This window comes from Aurantivibrio plasticivorans, assembly GCF_055392955.1.
In genome coordinates this window covers 2,845,847-2,863,097 of sequence record NZ_AP036020.1, presented here as the reverse complement: position 1 = coordinate 2,863,097, position 17,251 = coordinate 2,845,847, and the positions used below count along the sequence as shown (strand labels likewise).

Sequence of the window (17,251 nt, the reverse complement as noted above, 5' to 3'; positions counted from 1 at the left end):
AGGTAAGTTATGAAATCCACTAAATGGCTAGTAAGTTTGGCTGGTGTATTAATCTGTTCATCTAATATCGCGTTTGCCGATTTTACTTGGAACGGTTTTTTAACCGTAGGCGGCGGTATAGCAGATCCGGATGAAGGTGAAACGCTTGAAGGTTACGAAGATACATTTACGTTTCAAGAAGATAGTGTGCTCGGCTTGCAAGCCTCTAGCGAATTAAGTGACAAAGTGACCGCTACTGTGCAAGTGCTTGCGAAAGGTAGTAGAGAATTTGAGCCGGAAATCTCCTGGGCCAACATTAGCTATAACGTCAATGACGATTTAATGGTTCGTGTAGGCCGCTATCAAATGCCACTTTATCTGTATTCAGACTACTTGAAAGTGAGCTATGCCTATCACTGGATCAGCCCGCCAAGCGATGTGTATGTTGATGTCGCAAGTTCACAAAACGGTATCAACGTTGTATATGACAAAAGTTTTTCTTTTGCCGACGTAACCGCAGAATTTTATTACGGCAGTGACGATGCAGACCTCAGTGGAACTGGTGGGACAGATCTTGTTACCGAGTGGCGAAAGCAATGGGGTTTAGTCGGCACTATGGCGTTTGATTGGGTTACCGTCCGCCTCAGTTACAACCCGGTACATCTGACCGTTGATGGCTACGGGAATGTGCCACTGCCAGCACCACTCAATAATATCGATGGTTTGCGCGCTGTATTGAATAGTCTTCCCGTAGGGCTTGTCGGTACTGGAGCTTCTCAAGTGGCTGACGATCTTGCCTATGAAGACGACAAACTAATTTACGGTTCTGCTGCGCTAAAACTAGAACCTGGAAACTTTTTATTCGTCACTGAGTTTACGGACCTTGACTACAAATCGGGACCAGGTGCCGATGGGAACACCTGGTATGTGTCGGGTGGTTACCGTTTCGGGGACTGGATGGTGCACCTTACTCATTCTGAGTCAGATCAGGATGCGGCTGATTTATCTTCAAAGATTCCTTTGATTCCAACGGTAACTGATGGGCTGATTGCTGCTGTCGATGGCGTTACCGGTTTCTATGAGATTGAAAAAGAAACTGATTCTCTCGGTGTGCGATGGAATTTTTCACCGGGCGTTGCGTTTAAAGCTGAGTACGCTGACACAGAGGTGACGGACAACCCTTCTCGCAGCGGCAAGGTTTTGCGTTTCGCTATCGATGCAGTTTTTTAAGGAGAGTGACGTGAAGAAGCTTTTAATTTTTATTATGACATTATTTATGCCGATCGCTGTTGTCGCCGAAGTCGCTGTGGTTGTTGCTGCCTCGTCACCTTTGTCGTCGATAGATTTAAAGGAGCTTGAAAAACTCTATCTTGGGAAATCGAAATCCCTAGGTGATGTTTCAGTCAGCGCCTTGAATCAGGTCGACAGTAGCGATGTGACGACAGAGTTCAACCGTGTGTTATTGAATAAATCAAATAGTCAGGTGAAAGCCTATTGGTCGAAATTGGTTTTCACTGGGAAAGGTACTCCGCCAAAAGAGTTTAATAGTGACTCTGAAGTGATTCAGGCTCTCAAAAACGATAGTAGTGCAATCGGCTACATAGATGCCGGAGCCGTTAGTGGCGATGTGAAGGTATTGACGACACTTAAATAACTCTCACGTAGTACCAACAAGGCGGTTGATATGAAACTGATGTATCCAAAAAAATTACTGATGGGCCTGATGTTTTTTCTACCGAGTATTTGTTTTGCAGAGATTACGTGGAACGGCTTTCTTAGCGTCGGTGGCGGTATTGCCGACGCCGATGAGGGAGACGAGTTAGCCGGTTATGAGGATGTAGCAACGTTTCAGCAGGATAGTGTTCTTGGTTTGCAGGCCTCCACTGATATCAACGACCATGTCTCGGTGACCGTACAAATTCTCGCGAACGGAGCTAATGGCTTTGATCCTCAAGTGACCTGGGCCAATGTCAATTATCAGTTCAGCAATGATTTAGCCTTTAAATTAGGTAGATACCAAACGCCTCTTTATTTGTATTCAGACTTTTTAGATGTTGGCTATGCCTATCACTGGATCAGCCCGCCCAGCGAAGTCTATTTAGGTGCTGGGAGTACTCAAGATGGTATCGAGCTTATTTATCAAAAGAGCTTTGGAGACGCTTATTTTACAGGTCAGTTTTTTTACGGAGGCGCTTCAGAAATAGTTGAGTCTTCAGGAGTTGATCTTTCTGTTGATAGTAGAAAACGTGGCGGCTTTGCCGTGAGTATGGTCTACGATTGGTTGACGGTTAGAGCTGGTGCGCAAAGCACGGAAACTTCCATCGAAGGGTATTCAGATATTGCCTTACCTGGTGTTGGCTCGGTTGGTGGTTTGATCGCGACGCTCAACAGTCTGCCCGTTGGTTTGGTGGGCACAGGTGCACAAAATACCGCAGAGATATTGGCTTTCCAAGAAGACGAATTTGTTTATTCTTCGTTGTCGATTAAAGCAGAGCTCGGACAATTCTTGGTGGTTACGGAGTTCACGGATCTTGCCGTCGATGATAGCCCCGCTGCCGAGCAACAAAGTTGGTATGTGTCTGGAGGCTACTCCTTTGGTGACTGGATGATTCATCTCACTCACTCTGAGACTGACAATGAAGCTCCCGACTTAACAAGCGATATTCCGGTGATTCCGACAGTAACAGACGGCTTGATTGCACTTATAGATGGGTTTACAGCAGCCACAGCAATTGATCAAAAAACTAATTCGATCGGTGTGCGTTGGGACTTTACATCCGGTGTAGCTATTAAAGCGGAATATTCTGATATCGATGCAGACAACACGCCAGCAAGCAGCGGCAACCTTTTTAGAGTCGCTATCGACGCTGTATTTTAGGAGGCAACATCATGAAATACCTAATTATTATCTTAACACTCATTGCGTCTGCTATGGCTCAAGCTGAAATAGCGGTCATTGTCAGTAGCGATTCGCCAATTACTGCCGCTGATGTGAAAGCGCTGGAAAGAGTGTACTTGGGCAAGGCGAATCAAATCGACGGAAAAGACGTTGAGGTGATTAACCAAGGGGATGGTGAGGCGGTAACAACGGAATTTAACCGCGTGGTGCTCAACAAATCGAACAGCCAAGTTAAGGCCTACTGGTCTAAATTAGTGTTTACCGGAAAAGGTAGCCCACCCAATACGGTAAACAATGATGCCGAAGTCATTGCGGCGGTCAAAGCGGATCCTCGATTGGTTGGCTATATCGATTCGGCTGCGGTTACGCCGGACGTTAAAGTCGTCGCGACGCTCAAATAACAGGCAGCGACTAAACACCACTTTTTTTACCTAGTTCTCGCTCACTGGTGGCACATAGCCGGTGAGCGTCATTAAGTTTCGCTCCCCTCCCAAAAAAGCCTTCCTAACGAATACGCTCTGCACCGTCCTCGAGTTAAAACCTCTTTTTCATCGATTTAAGTAACACTTATTTGCTTTTCAACGATTGGTCTATAGGGGCAATCTGGCTAGACTAGGCGGGTTTACATACCCCGATCACAGAAAACCATATAGAAGAAGAGTCATGATGAAATCTCCACTATTGACGGCCATGTTAGGACTCGCGCTTACTGGTACCCACGCCATCGCGGCGAATGCACCTTATTCTGCACAGGTAGATGGCGAGCGAATTATCAATGCTAACAAAGAGCCAGGTTCTTGGATGAGCCATGGGCGAACTTACGATGAGCAACGCTATAGCCCGCTTTCCCAAATCACTACTCGCAATGTTGCGGACCTAAAACTGGCTTGGTCGGCGGATATTGATACCAGCCGCGGTCAGGAAGCGACGCCAATCGTAGTCGACGGCGCTATGTACATCACCACCGCTTGGAGCATGGTAAAAGCTTACGACGCAAAAAGCGGAGAGCTGCTGTGGGAGTTTGATCCAAAAGTGGATCGTAAAAAGGGTGTTGATGCTTGCTGTGATGTTGTTAACCGTGGTGTGGCAGTTTGGCAAGGTAAGGCCTTCGTCGGCACCATCGATGGGCGACTCATCGCTCTGGATTCGAAAACCGGGAAGGTGCTCTGGGACAAAATTACTGTCGATACCACCAAACCTTACACCATCACTGGTGCTCCTCGAGTGATTAAGGGCAAAGTTCTGATCGGCAACGGCGGTGCTGAATTAGGTGTGCGAGGCTATGTTTCTGCATACGATGCAAATACAGGTGATTTGGACTGGCGTTTTTATACTGTTCCCGGTAATCCAGACGATGGCTTTGAGCAACCCGAATTAGAAGAAGCGGCTAAAACCTGGAATGGCGAATGGTGGAAAGAGGGCGGTGGCGGCACCGTTTGGGACTCTATGGCCTATGACCCCGATCTTGATACCTTGTATATCGGCGTCGGTAATGGTTCTCCGTGGAATCAGGCGATTCGTAGCCCAGGGGGTGGCGACAACCTATTTTTGTCTTCTATTGTTGCACTGGACCCTGATGACGGTAAATACAAGTGGCACTACCAGACAACACCGGGTGAGACTTGGGACTACACTGCCACACAGCACATTGTGTTGGCCGACCTAAACGTTAAAGGTAAGCAGCGTCGAGTCGTCATGCAGGCTCCCAAGAATGGTTTCTTTTACGTACTAGATGCCAAGTCCGGCGAACTGCTCTCGGCAGAACCATTTGCTCCTTTAAATTGGGCTACACACGTTGATTTGAAAACTGGCCGTCCGGTTGAAAACCCCGAAGCCCGTTACGACAAAACAGGTAAAGCGGCGTTGGTTCAGCCAGGCCCACTGGGCGCGCACAACTGGCACCCAATGGCGTTCAACCCAGAGACCGGTCTAATGTATATCCCGGTGTGGGAGCAAGTGGGCGGGTACGCGTCCGTGGAAAAGTTTGAGTCTTCTGGCAAAGGCTGGAATACGGGTACTGACTTTGCCAAAGGCGCACGCATGATGATGGGTGGTGGCAAGAACGTGCCTAAGAGTAAGTCTTATATCTTAGCGTGGGATCCCGTCGCGCAAAAAGAAGTGTGGCGTCATGAGTTCTCCACCACACGCAGCGTTGCAGGTATTCTCTCAACGGCTGGAAACCTAATATTCCAGGGGGATGAGTTAGGTAACTTTAGTGCTTACGATGCGCGTACAGGCGAGCAGCGTTGGACCACTCCAGTGCAGGCTAAAGTCGTCGCTGCACCGTCGACGTTCACTATAGATGGCAAGCAACAGGTTGCCGTTGTTGTCGGTGCGCGAGGTTTGCCAAAGGGTGAAAAGTCGACAACAGATGCATCGACTAATAACTCCCGCGTCTTAGTATTTAACTTCGATGGTGGTGCGCAGCTGCCAACTGATAAAGGCCAGGTGGCTACGCGAGCTGAAGCGACATTTACTCCGCCTGAAATGTTCGGCGGTCACGAATTTATCGCTCAAGGAGAGCAAAGCTATGCGCGTTTTTGTAGCGTTTGCCATGGTCCGCAAGCGGTCAGCGCCGATCCGGGCACTTTTCCTGACTTGCGCTCGAGCCCTCGCATCATGACTACTGATACCTGGAAAGCAGTCGTCATCGACGGCGTCTTGGCTGAAAAAGGCATGGTTTCTTTTAAAGGCCAGCTAACGGCAGAAGATGCCGAAGCTATTCGAGCCTATATTGTGCGTGAAGCGCATCGATAAGGCCCTAGTGATAGCGTCAAAGATGAAGGCCAGCAATTGCTGGCCTTTTTTGTGAGGCTGTAAGCCGCCATGTTATCAAGCCCAATACCCATGTTATTGAGCCCAACACCATTGAAAAAAGCAGCCAGTAGTATGGTTTTTGTTTGGTAACCTTTCTAAACAAATCTCACTACACATCTCATCGCGGCTTGTATATCCTTCGCTCCTGCGGATTAGCCGCTTCCTCTAGACTCTATTTCGGGGGCTTCATGCTGAAATTTTACAAAGCTACAGTTACATCTTCTTTGATTGCGCTGGCGATCGGTGTTTGTTCATCAACAGCAGTGGCTGAATCTACTGCTGAGAAACTTGCAAAAGGTTATGAGCCGCCGCGTCTAGCCAATGGCCAGCCAGACTTTCAAGGCGTCTGGACCAACGTGAGCCTCACGGGCCTAACAAGACCCGCGCGTTATAAATCTCTGACTATGTCTGAAGAAGATGCTCTTAAAATGCAGGCAATGGTTGAAGCGCGTCAAAAAGCTGGCCTCAAGCCAACCGACCCAAATGAAGGAGCACCTGCCAAAGGCAGCGTGGGTGGGTATAACAGCTTTTGGGTCGCATCGGGTGAACGACTGGCGAAAATCGATGGAAAGTATCGTACTTCGTGGATAGTCGAGCCAGAAAACGGCCAGCTCCCATACTCAAAAAAAGGGATGGAGATATTCAAAGCGAAGCAATCCGAAGCACGCACCAATTTTGATGGCCCAGAGCCTCGTTCAGTCGGTGATCGCTGTCTCGTGGGTTTTGGTTCGAGCGGTGGCCCACCCATGTTGAATGTGATGTATAACAACAACTATCGCATTGTGCAGTCTGAAGATGCCGTGATGATTCTGGTTGAAATGAATCACGATGCTCGCATCATTCGTCTCAGTAAAGAGCACAAGCCTGAAGAGCTAAGCCAATGGCTAGGTGATTCAATTGCGTGGTGGGATGGTGACACGTTAGTTGTTAAATCAAAGAACTTTAAAGAAGCCGAAGCATTGCGTTTGTACTTTAGCGCCTCGTACTATATGTCTGAAAACGCTGAAGTCACCGAGCGGCTTACGCGTATTTCCGATAACGAGTTATTCTACGAATTTACTGTGGATGACCCAGAAATATATACTCAGCCTTGGCGTGGTGAAATGGTTTTTAATACCACCAGTGATGAAATATACGAGTATGCATGTCATGAAGGCAATTACGCGATGACCAATATTTTGGCTGGTGCGCGTAAAGAAGAAAAAGACGCAAAGAAAAAATAGTCGATTGATCCGGCTAATAGCCCATAAAAAAAACCAGCGTAACCGCTGGTTTTTTTTATGGGTATTTTTTTTAAATGGGTCAACCTTCGTCGTTATTCGTTGTCGAATGAGGCTTGAGGTTGCGTATGTTATGTATCGGTATCTATCAGTGGTACGTTGAATTTACAACGCATAGGATTAACTGAGGTCGGTCTGATGGAAGCTTTTTTTAAACTATTGAAAACGGGTGCTTGTACCGCGGTAATTCTTGTCTTAGCGTCCTGTGCTAATACTCCGGCGGTGGTAGGTTATGACTATGATGAGAGTGTAGATTTCACAGAGTTGCAATTTTATCGCTGGCAGGACGTTGGTGGCACCGATGTTGACCCAAATGATCTTGATTTAAAGCGTATCAAGCAAAGTGTTAATGAAGCGATGATTGCCAAGGGCCTCGTGTTGTTAGAGTCAGGTGAGCCAGACTTTTTCATCAGTGTGGATCGCTCAACACGCTTTACCGATAGCGGCAGTGGACCACGTGTGAGCACTTCAGTCGGTGTCGGTGGTGGATCTCGCGGCGGCTTTGGCGGTGTGGGTATTAGTATCGGCAAAACACTGAGCGACGATGTCGCTAAAACAATGCTGCTGGTGGATTTTCATGAAGCGACAGATCAGCAGCTTATTTGGCGCGGCAGCGCAGAGTATCGAGTAATGTCTGATTTAACTCCAGAAGAGCGCAGCGAACGGACAGATGTGATCATCAACCAATTGCTGTCAGAGTTCCCTCCAACTCGGTAGGCTTCACGTTAGTCGGCCTCACTTTAGTTAAGGGCAATAGTGTATTTATGAGATTAGTGACACAAAACTTGGCACCTAACGGACGTCGTGTGCAGATGTTTGCACTAGAGCAGGCGTTAGCGTTAGAACTAGAGCAACTGCCCGATGGGCCGGTCGATAAAGCTTACATTAAGTCTATCAACCCTGTCGGTCAGATTCCCGTTCTTGTGCTGGACGATGGTAGCGCGATTAGCGAAAGTGTGGCGATTTGCCGCTTTTTAGAATCGCTTAAACCAAGTGGTCTATTCGGTGACTCTTCGAAGGAGCAGGCGATTGTCGAAATGTGGCAGCGACGCATGGAGTTTGGGTTGTTTGTTCCCTCTCTGGAATATGGCCACCATACCTACCCACTATTTAAAGATTCCATTCAGCAGTTTCCTGAGTGGGCACAAACGCAGCTGCCGAAAATCAATCAGTGCTTGGCGATGATGGATGAACAATTACTCTCACAGCCGTTTATCGTCGGTGACAAAATAACAATCGCTGATATTACCGCCTACTGTGGTTATCAAATGTTGAGAGTCTTTTGTAACGAGTTTAGGCAAGATCTTGCGAATGTTGATTGTTGGTTGGCTGCAATGGATCAGCGAGATAGTTCAGCGGTTGCTCGGTATCTCTGATGAATTACTGTTGGGTACGAGGCTAACGACGACGAGTGGTTAGCCTTGCGCGGACATGTTTTGTCGTGACCAATTAATGGCTTCGACTCGGTTGGCGACATCAATCTTTTTGTAAATATTGTACAGATGCGTTTTGATGGTGTGCTCACTGACATTCATAGCGCTTGCCATGGCGGCATTGGTCGCGCCGTTCTCCAGTAGGTTCAGAATCTCTCGTTCCCGTTTCGTAAGAAGCTCCGCTGTCTTGATTTGGTGGGTTGGGGCACGCCGATTACGCTCGAGGTAGGCATGTAGGAGACGCCGGGGAACCCAAAAATCGCCGTTCAACAGCAGCTTCAAGCCCTCAATCATTTGTTTCCCGTCGGTATCACTGAAGAAAAACCCTTTGACACACGGCCACTCAAGCAGTGACTCATGCAAGCTGGATTCTTCGGTGTTGTAGAGCGCAACCGGGGGAATGGTTTGTGGAGCAAGGGAATTGAGCCAACCCTGAATTCGATTTGGTGCGTAGCAGCCGCAGTCAATCATCAGCAGTGATAGGCTGCTGACGTCTTCACCGTCCGCTAGTACGCGAATGTTGACCTCCCGTTCGAGGCCTAAATGGAGCGCGTCAGCGAGGGGTTTTCGATCTCCGGCATCGCTCTGTGTGAACACGGCGACGCCTGGTGCGATTTCTGATTTAGCGGTTATCGAGGTTACTGCCATTCACTCAATTCCATTATTTTAATGCTTGATACCCAGCCCGCTGCTCCATTGTGTACATCGTAGTGAGCCAAGTGGCTCGCTAGCTTCCCGACGTGGGCTAAGCTTTGATCGCTCACTAGGATCAACATAGCGCCGATGTTCTCTGGTCGCGCACTGATCGTAGGTTGTTCCTAGGTTAATAGCGCCCGCCTGGCCCTGCAATCACAACGGTTCCCACCGTACCGCTAACCGGATAGCCGGTATTTCTCGAGATGCTTGGCGCTTTATTCAAGACATTTTATGGAATCTCTGCGCCAATCCCGCGAATTGAGGTAGAATGGCCGCCCTCAAAACCCTTCGAAACCAAACAATTATTACCTGAGTCATTTGTGTCGCTAACGTCCACAGCCTTACCAAACGAACGCCGCGCCGTTGTCTCTCTGGCTATGCTTTACGCTTTCCGGATGATGGGGCTGTTTATGGTGTTGCCGGTTCTGACCCTATACGGAGACGAGTACGTCGGCAGCTCTCCACAGCTACTGGGTTTGGCGCTGGGAGCGTACGGTTGTAGCCAAGCGTTATTACAAATTCCCTTTGGCATTTGGTCTGACCGATGGGGGCGTAAACAAGTAATTGCGGTGGGCCTCATCCTGTTTGCGTTGGGTAGCGTCATCGCGGCGAGCGCAGAAACAATCTATGGGTTGATCCTGGGGCGCTTTTTACAGGGTGGGGGAGCTATCGCCAGCGCCATCATGGCCATGGTGGCGGACTTAACCTCCGATCAAAACCGTACTAAGGCAATGGCCAGTATCGGTGCTTCGATTGGGCTGTCCTTCTCGGTCGCCCTCATCATCGGTCCGCTCGTATCTAAGGCGGGTGGTGTCGATGCGGTATTCTGGATTACAGCGCTCTTTGCGGTGATTGGTCTCGCTATATTATTTTTTGTTGTACCTAAGCCCGTTGGGCGTCAAGTACATGAGGTGACAACTCAGCGCGAGCTTATGGGCAAAGTGTTGCGGCATTCGCAATTGCTGCGGCTCGATTTCGGTATTTTTGTATTGCATTTTGTGCTGATGGCGAGCTTCGTGGTTCTCCCCAGTCTGCTGCGTGATGTGATACAAATTCCTGGCGAGCAGCATTGGTGGGTTTATCTACCGTTGCTCGGTGGAGCGTTCATCGTGATGTTGCCCTTCATGATTATCGCCGAGAAAAAACGTCAAATTAAATGGGTGTTTAGCGGGGCCGTTGCTCTGCTAGCTGTGATGCAGGGCGTATTGGCATGGGGCTACGATCAATCGACAGTGTTACTCATTGGATTATTTTGTTTCTTTGTCGCGTTTAACTTACTCGAAGCCACTCTGCCATCGTTGCTCAGTAAAATCGCACCGGCTGGCACCCGAGGTACTGCGAATGGGGTGTATTCCTCATCGCAGTTTTTGGGCGCGTTCCTTGGCGGTATGATTGGTGGTTACCTCTATGGTTGGGCGGGCGCCGGTAGTGTGTTTGCGGGGAGTGCAGCCTTAGTATCCTGCTGGTGGTTGGTTAGTATTACCATGGCCCAGCCTCGCTATCTCGCTAACATTCATGTGAAGTTGACCAATCATGAAAGCCAGGATGAGTTGCTCAACAAGCTGTTGGCTTTGCCTGGTGTGGCTGAAGTTTGGTACGTCGAGCATGAAGGCGCGGCCCATCTCAAAGTGGATCAAAAAGTCTTCAAGTCAGACTCAATTGCCGAATTGGGTCTCAGCTAAATCAAATTCAGATAAATCCTGGGTCAGCGCTTTTGTGACTGCTGCGCCTGGTGTAAAGTGGAGCGTTTAGGGACGGAAGTGCCCTGCGCTACGCCGGAATAGACTGTTTAGGAGAATAATATGGCACGTGGTATCAACAAAGTAATCTTGATCGGCAACCTCGGCCAAGACCCAGAGACACGCTATATGCCTAGCGGTGGTGCCGTTACCAATATCACTGTTGCGACTTCAGAGTCCTGGAAAGACAAACAAACCGGCGAGAACCAAGAGCGTACCGAATGGCACCGTGTGGTGTTTTTCAATCGTTTGGCAGAAATTGCCGGGGAATACCTACGCAAAGGTAGCAAAGTATATCTTGAGGGCTCACTGCGTACGCGCAAGTGGCAAGATAACTCGGGACAAGATCGCTATACCACTGAAATCGTTGCCAATGAAATGCAAATGCTTGATAGTCGAGGCGACTCGTCGGGTATGGGCAACTCTGGCATGGGTGGCGGTAGCTACAACAATGCGCCTCAGCAGCGTCCACAGCAAGCGCCACAAAATAACTACAATCAAAAGCCTCAGCAGGCCCCGCAACAAGCGCCTGCGGGCATGGATAGTTTTGACGACGATATTCCGTTCTAAAAAATACTCCAAGCTATCCTGTTGTTGCTTTCGGTATTACTAAAGAGCTCCCTGTTGGGAGCTTTTTTCGTTCAGGGGTGGTTGTTTTTTAGTCGTTTCGCCGGTTTATGCTGCACACTAGGGGCTACATCGCGTTGTGGTGTCGCTCGTCAGTCGTGTTAGAAATCCGAGTTGAGCCGATGCTATTAACCGCTTTATGATGCGACTTGCTTGCAGGATAAGACAAATAAGAAATGGAAGGATCTATTTATGGGCGAAAGCGATATCTATGCGGCTCCAGCAGCGTCATTATCGACCAGCAAGGACAACGGAGACTACGGTTCGGTAGAGCGAGCCATCGCGGGGGAATACGAATTTTCAATTGGCGCAACCTTATCGGAAGCTTGGCAGCGGGTTTCCGGCAGAAAAATGGTTATGTTTCTCGCCTTCCTGGTTTACTTTGCAGCCTATGTAGGCGTCTCCTTAGTAGCAGGTGTAGTCGGCGGCATATTGGGGGTGTTCGCAGGCGAAACGGCCTCTCAATTCATTAGTTTTCTAATTTCTATCGTTACCATGCTTGCCTTCATTCCCATGAACGCAGGCTTTTTGATGCTTGGCGTAAAGGGCTCGGTCGATCAGCCACTCGATGTGAGTTCGGTCTTTAGCTATTTCGATAAAAGCTTAAACCTGATTGTGGCGATGTTCATCATGTACGTGCTGGTTTTTATCGGCTTCATGTTGTTTATTCTTCCGGGTATTTATTTGATGGTTGCCTACGCGCTAGTCATACCATTGATTGCTGATAAAGGCTTAGGTCCGTGGGAAGCATTAGAAGCTTCGCGTAAGGCTATCTCAAAGCGCTGGTTTTCCGTATTCGGCTTACTGCTCATTATCGGCGTATTGAGCATAATCGCCACGATTCCATTGGCTATTGGTATGATTTGGGTAGGTCCTTTGTGTGTTTTATCCCTCGGAGTAATGTATCGCAATATGTTTGGCGTTGAAGGACCGGCTGCTTAATTCTGCATGAAAATTTCTACCCAAATTAGTGTTGAAACACCCGAGAGTATCGACCTTTATGCTGAACCGGCAGGCATTGTTATTCGTTGCCTGGCGTGGCTGCTCGATCAGTTTGTCATTGCTGGCGTGCAACTGGTTTGTTTCATCCTGCTATCACTCACTGGCGCTGCGGGCTGGGGCATCTTACTAATCATTTGGTTTTCGTTTTCGTGGTTTTACTCCGTACTATTCGAAGTCCTTAGTGAGGGACAAACACCGGGCAAAAAATGGATGGGTATTGCTGTTGTGAACGACGACCTCACGTCGATTGGTTGGGGTACGTCGATTGTGCGCAACTTTATTCGTTTTGCCGATGCCATGCCTATCGCCTATTTCGCTGGCATTATCACCATGGCAAATACTAAACACTTCCAGCGTCTGGGTGATCTCGCCGCTGGCTCTTTAGTGATCTATCGCCAAACGGAAAACAGTTTGGGCGGTCTTCCGGATGCACGACCTCAAGTTGCCAATTTCCCGATGGGTCGTGAAGATCAATTGGCGGTGATTGGATTTGCCCAGCGGCACAACCAACTCAGTGCCGAACGCCAACAAGAATTAGCAAATATTATGGGCCCACTGCTGCCCGTGGATGAACAGCATCGCGTGGATTACTTGCGCGGCATTGGACGTGGATTAGTGGGTTAATGAGACAGCAAGATTTTGAATTGCAATACACGGCTTTATGGCTCGATCTCGAAGCGTGGCTTTCTACCAGTAGATGGCGCTGGCGAAAAAAGAAAGAACAAGAGCCAGTGTCTGAAGAATTTATTGCCCGAGTGCCTGAAGCCTACCGTTTGGTTTGTCATCACTTAGCGCTGGCAAAGAAACGTCGTTATTCGCCTCACTTGGTTGATCGGCTTAATCGAATCGTTGTTGGTTGTCATAATCGTTTGTATGCAGGGAACCCGCGATTTCGTTATCAATGGTTACGATTTTTTATTATTGACTTTCCTCGTGCGCTTCATGACAACAGCCTATACGTTAAATGGGCCACCATTCTGTTTCTAATCCCCGGCATAATGCTTGGCGTTTTGTGTTACTTCAATCCAGAGATGATCTATAGCGTAATGAGCTGGGATCAAGTCCGCGAAATGGAGTCGATGTACGACCCATCACGGCGAATTTTAGGGCGAGAACGTGAAGCCGACACCGATCTCTTTATGTTTGGTTTTTATATCTATAACAATATCGGCATTGCTTTTCGCGAGTTTGCAGGTGGCATACTACTGGGTGTGTATACCGTTTTTGTGCTGCTCTTTAATGGCGTCATTCTCGGTGCTGTGACTGGGCATTTAACACAACTGGGCTATTACGAAACGTTTTATCCTTTCGTTATCGGCCATGGATCGTTCGAGTTAACAGCCATCGTGCTAGCAGGTGCCGCAGGGTTGAAACTCGGCGTATCCATAATCAGCCCAGGGCATTTTACGCGTCTGGGTTCACTGCGTGAGGCGAGTCGCGAAGCCGTCAAAATTGTCATTGGCGCGGGCGTCATGCTGTTGATCGCCGCATTCATTGAAGCGTTTTGGTCTTCTAAGGCATCCACACCGGTCTGGGTGAAGCTATCAGTTGGCGCTGTGTTATGGGCGCTCGTGTTGGGGTATATAAAATACATGGGCCGTCGCGCCTCAATGATGTACGCGCGGGTGACTGATGGATCTGAGTAAAATTACCATTGAGCCACGTATTCGTAATGGCTGGCAAGCGGGAGATCTTGGTTTTGCCATGGCTCGCCAATGGTTTTTACCGTTATGGATGTTGTGGGCAGTGCCGAGTGGTATTACTTTGGCAGTGTTGAGCTTAGTTGGAGGTAAATATAGTTGGCTTGCTTTAATGGTTGTATGGTGGTTGAAGCCAATTTGGGAGCGGCTACCGTTACTGTATTTAAGTCGCGCCCTGTTTAGTGAATATCCGCCGCTTAAATCTTTACTAGGACAATTTTTTAGCATCGCCAAGACAGATTTTTTTGCCGCTATCCTGTGGCGCCGTTTTAGTCCTTCTCGATCATTTGATTTACCTCTGACCGTATTAGAAGGACTAAAGGGTAAAGCGCGAGCACAAAGGTTAACCGGTTTACACCAAACCTATGGCAATGCCGCGTTGTGGATGACGATTGTCTGCGTCCATATCGAAACCATATTGATGCTGGGTGTATGGGCTATTGCACTACTATTATTACCGGTCGAGTTTCAAGAGCAATTTTTCGACTTCTTTGTTGCAGAAGCGGAAGAGTACTCATTACTGAGTAATGTGTTGACTTGGTTGGTCATGGGAGCCATGGCTCCTTTCTATGTCGCTGGCGGATTTTCACTGTATATTGGGCGGAGAATAGAGCTAGAAGCGTGGGATGTAGAAATTCGTTTTCGTCATATGCTCGAACAACACCAGGCTAACGTCAGCGTAACGCCTCGACGAAAATTGCCGAAAGCGATCATCGCTCTGGTTCCCTTTCTATTGATTACCTTCGGTAGTTTCACTGCCACGGATGTGCGCGCGCAAACAGACAGTGCACAAGAAACGAATAACGCGGTTGTCGAGCAATACTACGATGCCTTAAACGAGTCATCCTTTGCTCGACAGAGCAAAGATAATATTCTCGATGTGTTGTCCAGTGAAGACTTCAATCGTTACGAATTAAAAGAAGGCTATAGATTCAAACCGCTGGATGTTGAGGATCCTGAATTTAACGAGGAAGACTGGGGTTTTCTGAAAACATTAATCGAGTGGCTGCTGGCAATCTGGGAAGTCTTCGAAGCCCTGAGTTCAGCATTTGGAACCCTTGCCGGTGCTCTCGAGATTATGTTCTGGGCCTTGTTGATCGGTATTGTGGTTTACATCATTTACCGTTATCGCAATGGTTTGATGGCGATGTTCCGCTATCGCCCTGCAATACAAACCGAACAACGTCAGGAGCCTGAGGTGTTGTTTGGGTTAGATGTTCGCCGTGACAGCATTCCTAAAGATGTAATCGCTCAGGTTAAACAGTTGTGGTTAGCGGGCCAATCTCGCGAAGCGGTCAGCTTGCTGTATAGGGCAACGCTCTCACATTTAATTCATGAGTTTTCGTTCGAATTCTTTGATGGCTACACCGAACAGGAATGCGCCACCGTGGTTGAAGCCAGCGTAGCCGCACGGGAAACGACAAATACCCACCAAAATCTTCCAGAATATATGTGGAAGCTGACGCGTATTTGGCAGTCTATAGCCTACGCACACCGAGTGCCCAGCGAAGACCAAGTCATTGCCTTGTGCAGGCAGTGGCCGCAATTCTTCGAGTTGGCCGATGCTAAACCCACTGGAGAGCGGCAATGAGTAAGCCAACCTCTTCCTGGGTGCCGCGCCTTATTGTGGGCCTGCTCGTCATTGTTGTGTTGTGGCTATGCTACTTTATTTGGACTCGATTAGAGCCTTATGAAGAATGGGTGCCGCTAGGATGGAGTCAAGAAGCGCTGCGCAACCCTTATTTAGCGGCTGAACGTTTCGTTAAAAAGTACGCCGACAATGTTATTGGTAGCTCAGAGCTTAGCGTACTTGATGAACTCACTGATAACGGTACGCTAATTATTCGCGAGAACAATGCAGTTTTAAATGAACGTCGAGCTCAACAACTCATCGAATGGATGGAGCAAGGAGGGCACTTGGTTGTTGCGGCGCCTTTCTTGGATGAAGATGAAAGCGATGTATTGCTATCATATTTTGATGTTACTAAAAATGAAGTTGAAGAAGAGCTACCTCTCAGTAGTGCGCAGTACTCCAATGTAGAGCAAGTCGATTTTTTTAACCCCGATAAAGACGACGCTGATGAGCCTGTCGATGACCAAAAAGAATCACGTGAAGAGCGCGCGGAGAGGATTCAACAGGAAATTGAACGCAGCCGAGAATTAGTCGAAAAGCAAGCTGAGCGTGCAAAAGCAGAACAAGAAATATTGCAAAAAGAACGCGATGTGCCCAGTACGGTTCGCCGCTTAGAGTCATACCTAATTAGTGATAATTTCTCACGGTTAGCCTTCAATGGTATCGATTACACCTTGTTGGCTGACTTTAGCGGCAGTGGCTCACTTGATCATCCCAGCTTTTACGAAGACTCGGAAGACTACCAAGGTATTCAGTCGTTTTACTGGGCGGGAAACGACGTAGCCATTACATTCATGCAGCTCGATGTCGGTGATGGATTACTCACCGTGATGTCCGACATCAATATTTGGAATAACGATCAAGTCGGCTTGTTAGATCACGCACATTTGTTGCAAATTTTAACCGACGGCAGTGATCAAGTTGTCTTCCTATACGGCGCGGTAGTGCCAACCTTATTGGATCTCATCTGGAAGCATTTTCGTGAAGTCACCATTGCCAGTCTGTTGCTATTGGTGTTGTGGATTGTCTATTCAGCCCGTCGATTTGGGCCGATTCACGTTGTCGACCATCTAACCCGCCGCTCGTTCAAAGAGCACATCGATACTATGGCGGAATACTATTGGAAGCAAGGCTTAACTGGCGAATTAGTTGAGGGCTTACGCTCTGAGATCAAACGCAAAGTACAGCGTTTGTACCCCGATCTATTTCGCATCGATGATGATGAAAAAAACAAACGTTTGTTAGAAGAAAAACTGCATGAACTAACGGACTTACCCCGGCACACGGTTAACAATATGTTAATGGGGGAAGTGCCAAAAGATGAATTGAAGTTCTATATGTGTATCAAACTGCTGCAGCGCACGAGCCAGCAGCTCAATCGATAAAAATTGACGAGATAAGAGTAAACGCTATGAGTGATGAGATACCCGGAGATAACGGTAACAA

At 48.2% G+C, this 17,251-nt stretch carries 16 protein-coding genes; 15 read left to right on the top strand and 1 reads right to left on the bottom strand.

Going from position 1 to position 17,251, the window contains the following annotated elements; all coding sequences use genetic code 11:
• The first annotated feature begins 9 nt into the window (after window positions 1-9).
• From ACZ5NB_RS12875 to ACZ5NB_RS12840, 8 genes are all read left to right on the top strand, one after another.
• A complete protein-coding gene (locus tag ACZ5NB_RS12875) occupies window positions 10-1,209 on the top strand; it encodes a porin (protein ID WP_460234947.1) in 1,200 nt (399 codons plus the stop codon).
• A gap of 10 nt (window positions 1,210-1,219) precedes the next feature.
• Window positions 1,220-1,633: a phosphate ABC transporter substrate-binding protein gene (locus ACZ5NB_RS12870; RefSeq protein WP_460234948.1), complete on the top strand. Its 414-nt coding sequence runs from the start codon at window positions 1,220-1,222 to the stop codon at window positions 1,631-1,633.
• Window positions 1,634-1,663: 30 nt separating this feature from the next.
• Window positions 1,664-2,857: a hypothetical protein gene (locus ACZ5NB_RS12865; RefSeq protein ID WP_460234949.1), complete on the top strand. Its 1,194-nt coding sequence runs from the start codon at window positions 1,664-1,666 to the stop codon at window positions 2,855-2,857.
• 11 nt (window positions 2,858-2,868) lie between these two features.
• A complete protein-coding gene (locus ACZ5NB_RS12860; RefSeq protein WP_460234950.1) occupies window positions 2,869-3,279 on the top strand; it encodes a type 2 periplasmic-binding domain-containing protein in 411 nt (136 codons plus the stop codon).
• A 262-nt stretch (window positions 3,280-3,541) separates the two neighbouring features.
• A complete protein-coding gene (locus ACZ5NB_RS12855) occupies window positions 3,542-5,635 on the top strand; it encodes a PQQ-dependent dehydrogenase, methanol/ethanol family (RefSeq protein ID WP_460234951.1) in 2,094 nt (697 codons plus the stop codon).
• Between the two features lie 248 nt (window positions 5,636-5,883).
• Window positions 5,884-6,918 (top strand): hypothetical protein, encoded by a 1,035-nt coding sequence (locus tag ACZ5NB_RS12850; RefSeq protein ID WP_460234952.1) that lies wholly within the window; start codon window positions 5,884-5,886, stop codon window positions 6,916-6,918.
• Window positions 6,919-7,113: 195 nt separating this feature from the next.
• Window positions 7,114-7,692, top strand: a complete 579-nt coding sequence (locus ACZ5NB_RS12845) for a DUF4136 domain-containing protein (RefSeq protein WP_460234953.1) — start codon at window positions 7,114-7,116, stop codon at window positions 7,690-7,692.
• Window positions 7,693-7,739: 47 nt separating this feature from the next.
• On the top strand, window positions 7,740-8,351 hold the full coding sequence (locus ACZ5NB_RS12840; RefSeq protein WP_460234954.1) for a glutathione S-transferase family protein: 612 nt from the start codon (window positions 7,740-7,742) through the stop codon (window positions 8,349-8,351).
• Between the two features lie 39 nt (window positions 8,352-8,390).
• Here the strand turns inward: ACZ5NB_RS12840 and ACZ5NB_RS12835 are convergent, their stop codons facing one another.
• Window positions 8,391-9,056, bottom strand: a complete 666-nt coding sequence (locus ACZ5NB_RS12835; RefSeq protein ID WP_460234955.1) for a LuxR C-terminal-related transcriptional regulator — start codon at window positions 9,054-9,056, stop codon at window positions 8,391-8,393.
• Between the two features lie 251 nt (window positions 9,057-9,307).
• On the opposite strand from ACZ5NB_RS12835, the gene ACZ5NB_RS12830 reads away from it, so the two are divergent.
• The 7 genes from ACZ5NB_RS12830 to ACZ5NB_RS12800 all read left to right on the top strand — a co-directional run bounded on the left by ACZ5NB_RS12830 (window position 9,308) and on the right by ACZ5NB_RS12800 (window position 17,190).
• Window positions 9,308-10,786 carry an MFS transporter gene (locus ACZ5NB_RS12830; RefSeq protein WP_464107553.1) on the top strand — a complete coding sequence of 493 codons (1,479 nt, stop codon included), beginning with the start codon at window positions 9,308-9,310 and terminating at the stop codon, window positions 10,784-10,786.
• Between the two features lie 120 nt (window positions 10,787-10,906).
• Window positions 10,907-11,413 carry a single-stranded DNA-binding protein gene (gene ssb, locus ACZ5NB_RS12825; protein ID WP_460234957.1) on the top strand — a complete coding sequence of 169 codons (507 nt, stop codon included), beginning with the start codon at window positions 10,907-10,909 and terminating at the stop codon, window positions 11,411-11,413.
• 249 nt (window positions 11,414-11,662) lie between these two features.
• A complete protein-coding gene (locus tag ACZ5NB_RS12820; protein ID WP_460234958.1) occupies window positions 11,663-12,412 on the top strand; it encodes a DUF975 family protein in 750 nt (249 codons plus the stop codon).
• A 6-nt stretch (window positions 12,413-12,418) separates the two neighbouring features.
• Window positions 12,419-13,096: an RDD family protein gene (locus tag ACZ5NB_RS12815; RefSeq protein WP_460234959.1), complete on the top strand. Its 678-nt coding sequence runs from the start codon at window positions 12,419-12,421 to the stop codon at window positions 13,094-13,096.
• On the top strand, window positions 13,096-14,118 hold the full coding sequence (locus ACZ5NB_RS12810) for a stage II sporulation protein M (protein ID WP_460234960.1): 1,023 nt from the start codon (window positions 13,096-13,098) through the stop codon (window positions 14,116-14,118). Before ACZ5NB_RS12815 ends, ACZ5NB_RS12810 begins: the two co-directional genes overlap by 1 nt.
• The gene (locus ACZ5NB_RS12805) at window positions 14,105-15,763 is read left to right on the top strand and encodes a hypothetical protein (RefSeq protein ID WP_460234961.1); all 1,659 of its coding nucleotides are present in this window, start codon (window positions 14,105-14,107) and stop codon (window positions 15,761-15,763) included. The genes ACZ5NB_RS12810 and ACZ5NB_RS12805 overlap by 14 nt, the downstream gene beginning before the upstream one ends.
• Window positions 15,760-17,190, top strand: coding sequence for a DUF4350 domain-containing protein (locus tag ACZ5NB_RS12800; protein ID WP_460234962.1), 1,431 nt, complete (start codon window positions 15,760-15,762; stop codon window positions 17,188-17,190). Before ACZ5NB_RS12805 ends, ACZ5NB_RS12800 begins: the two co-directional genes overlap by 4 nt.
• Window positions 17,191-17,251: the final 61 nt, after the last annotated feature.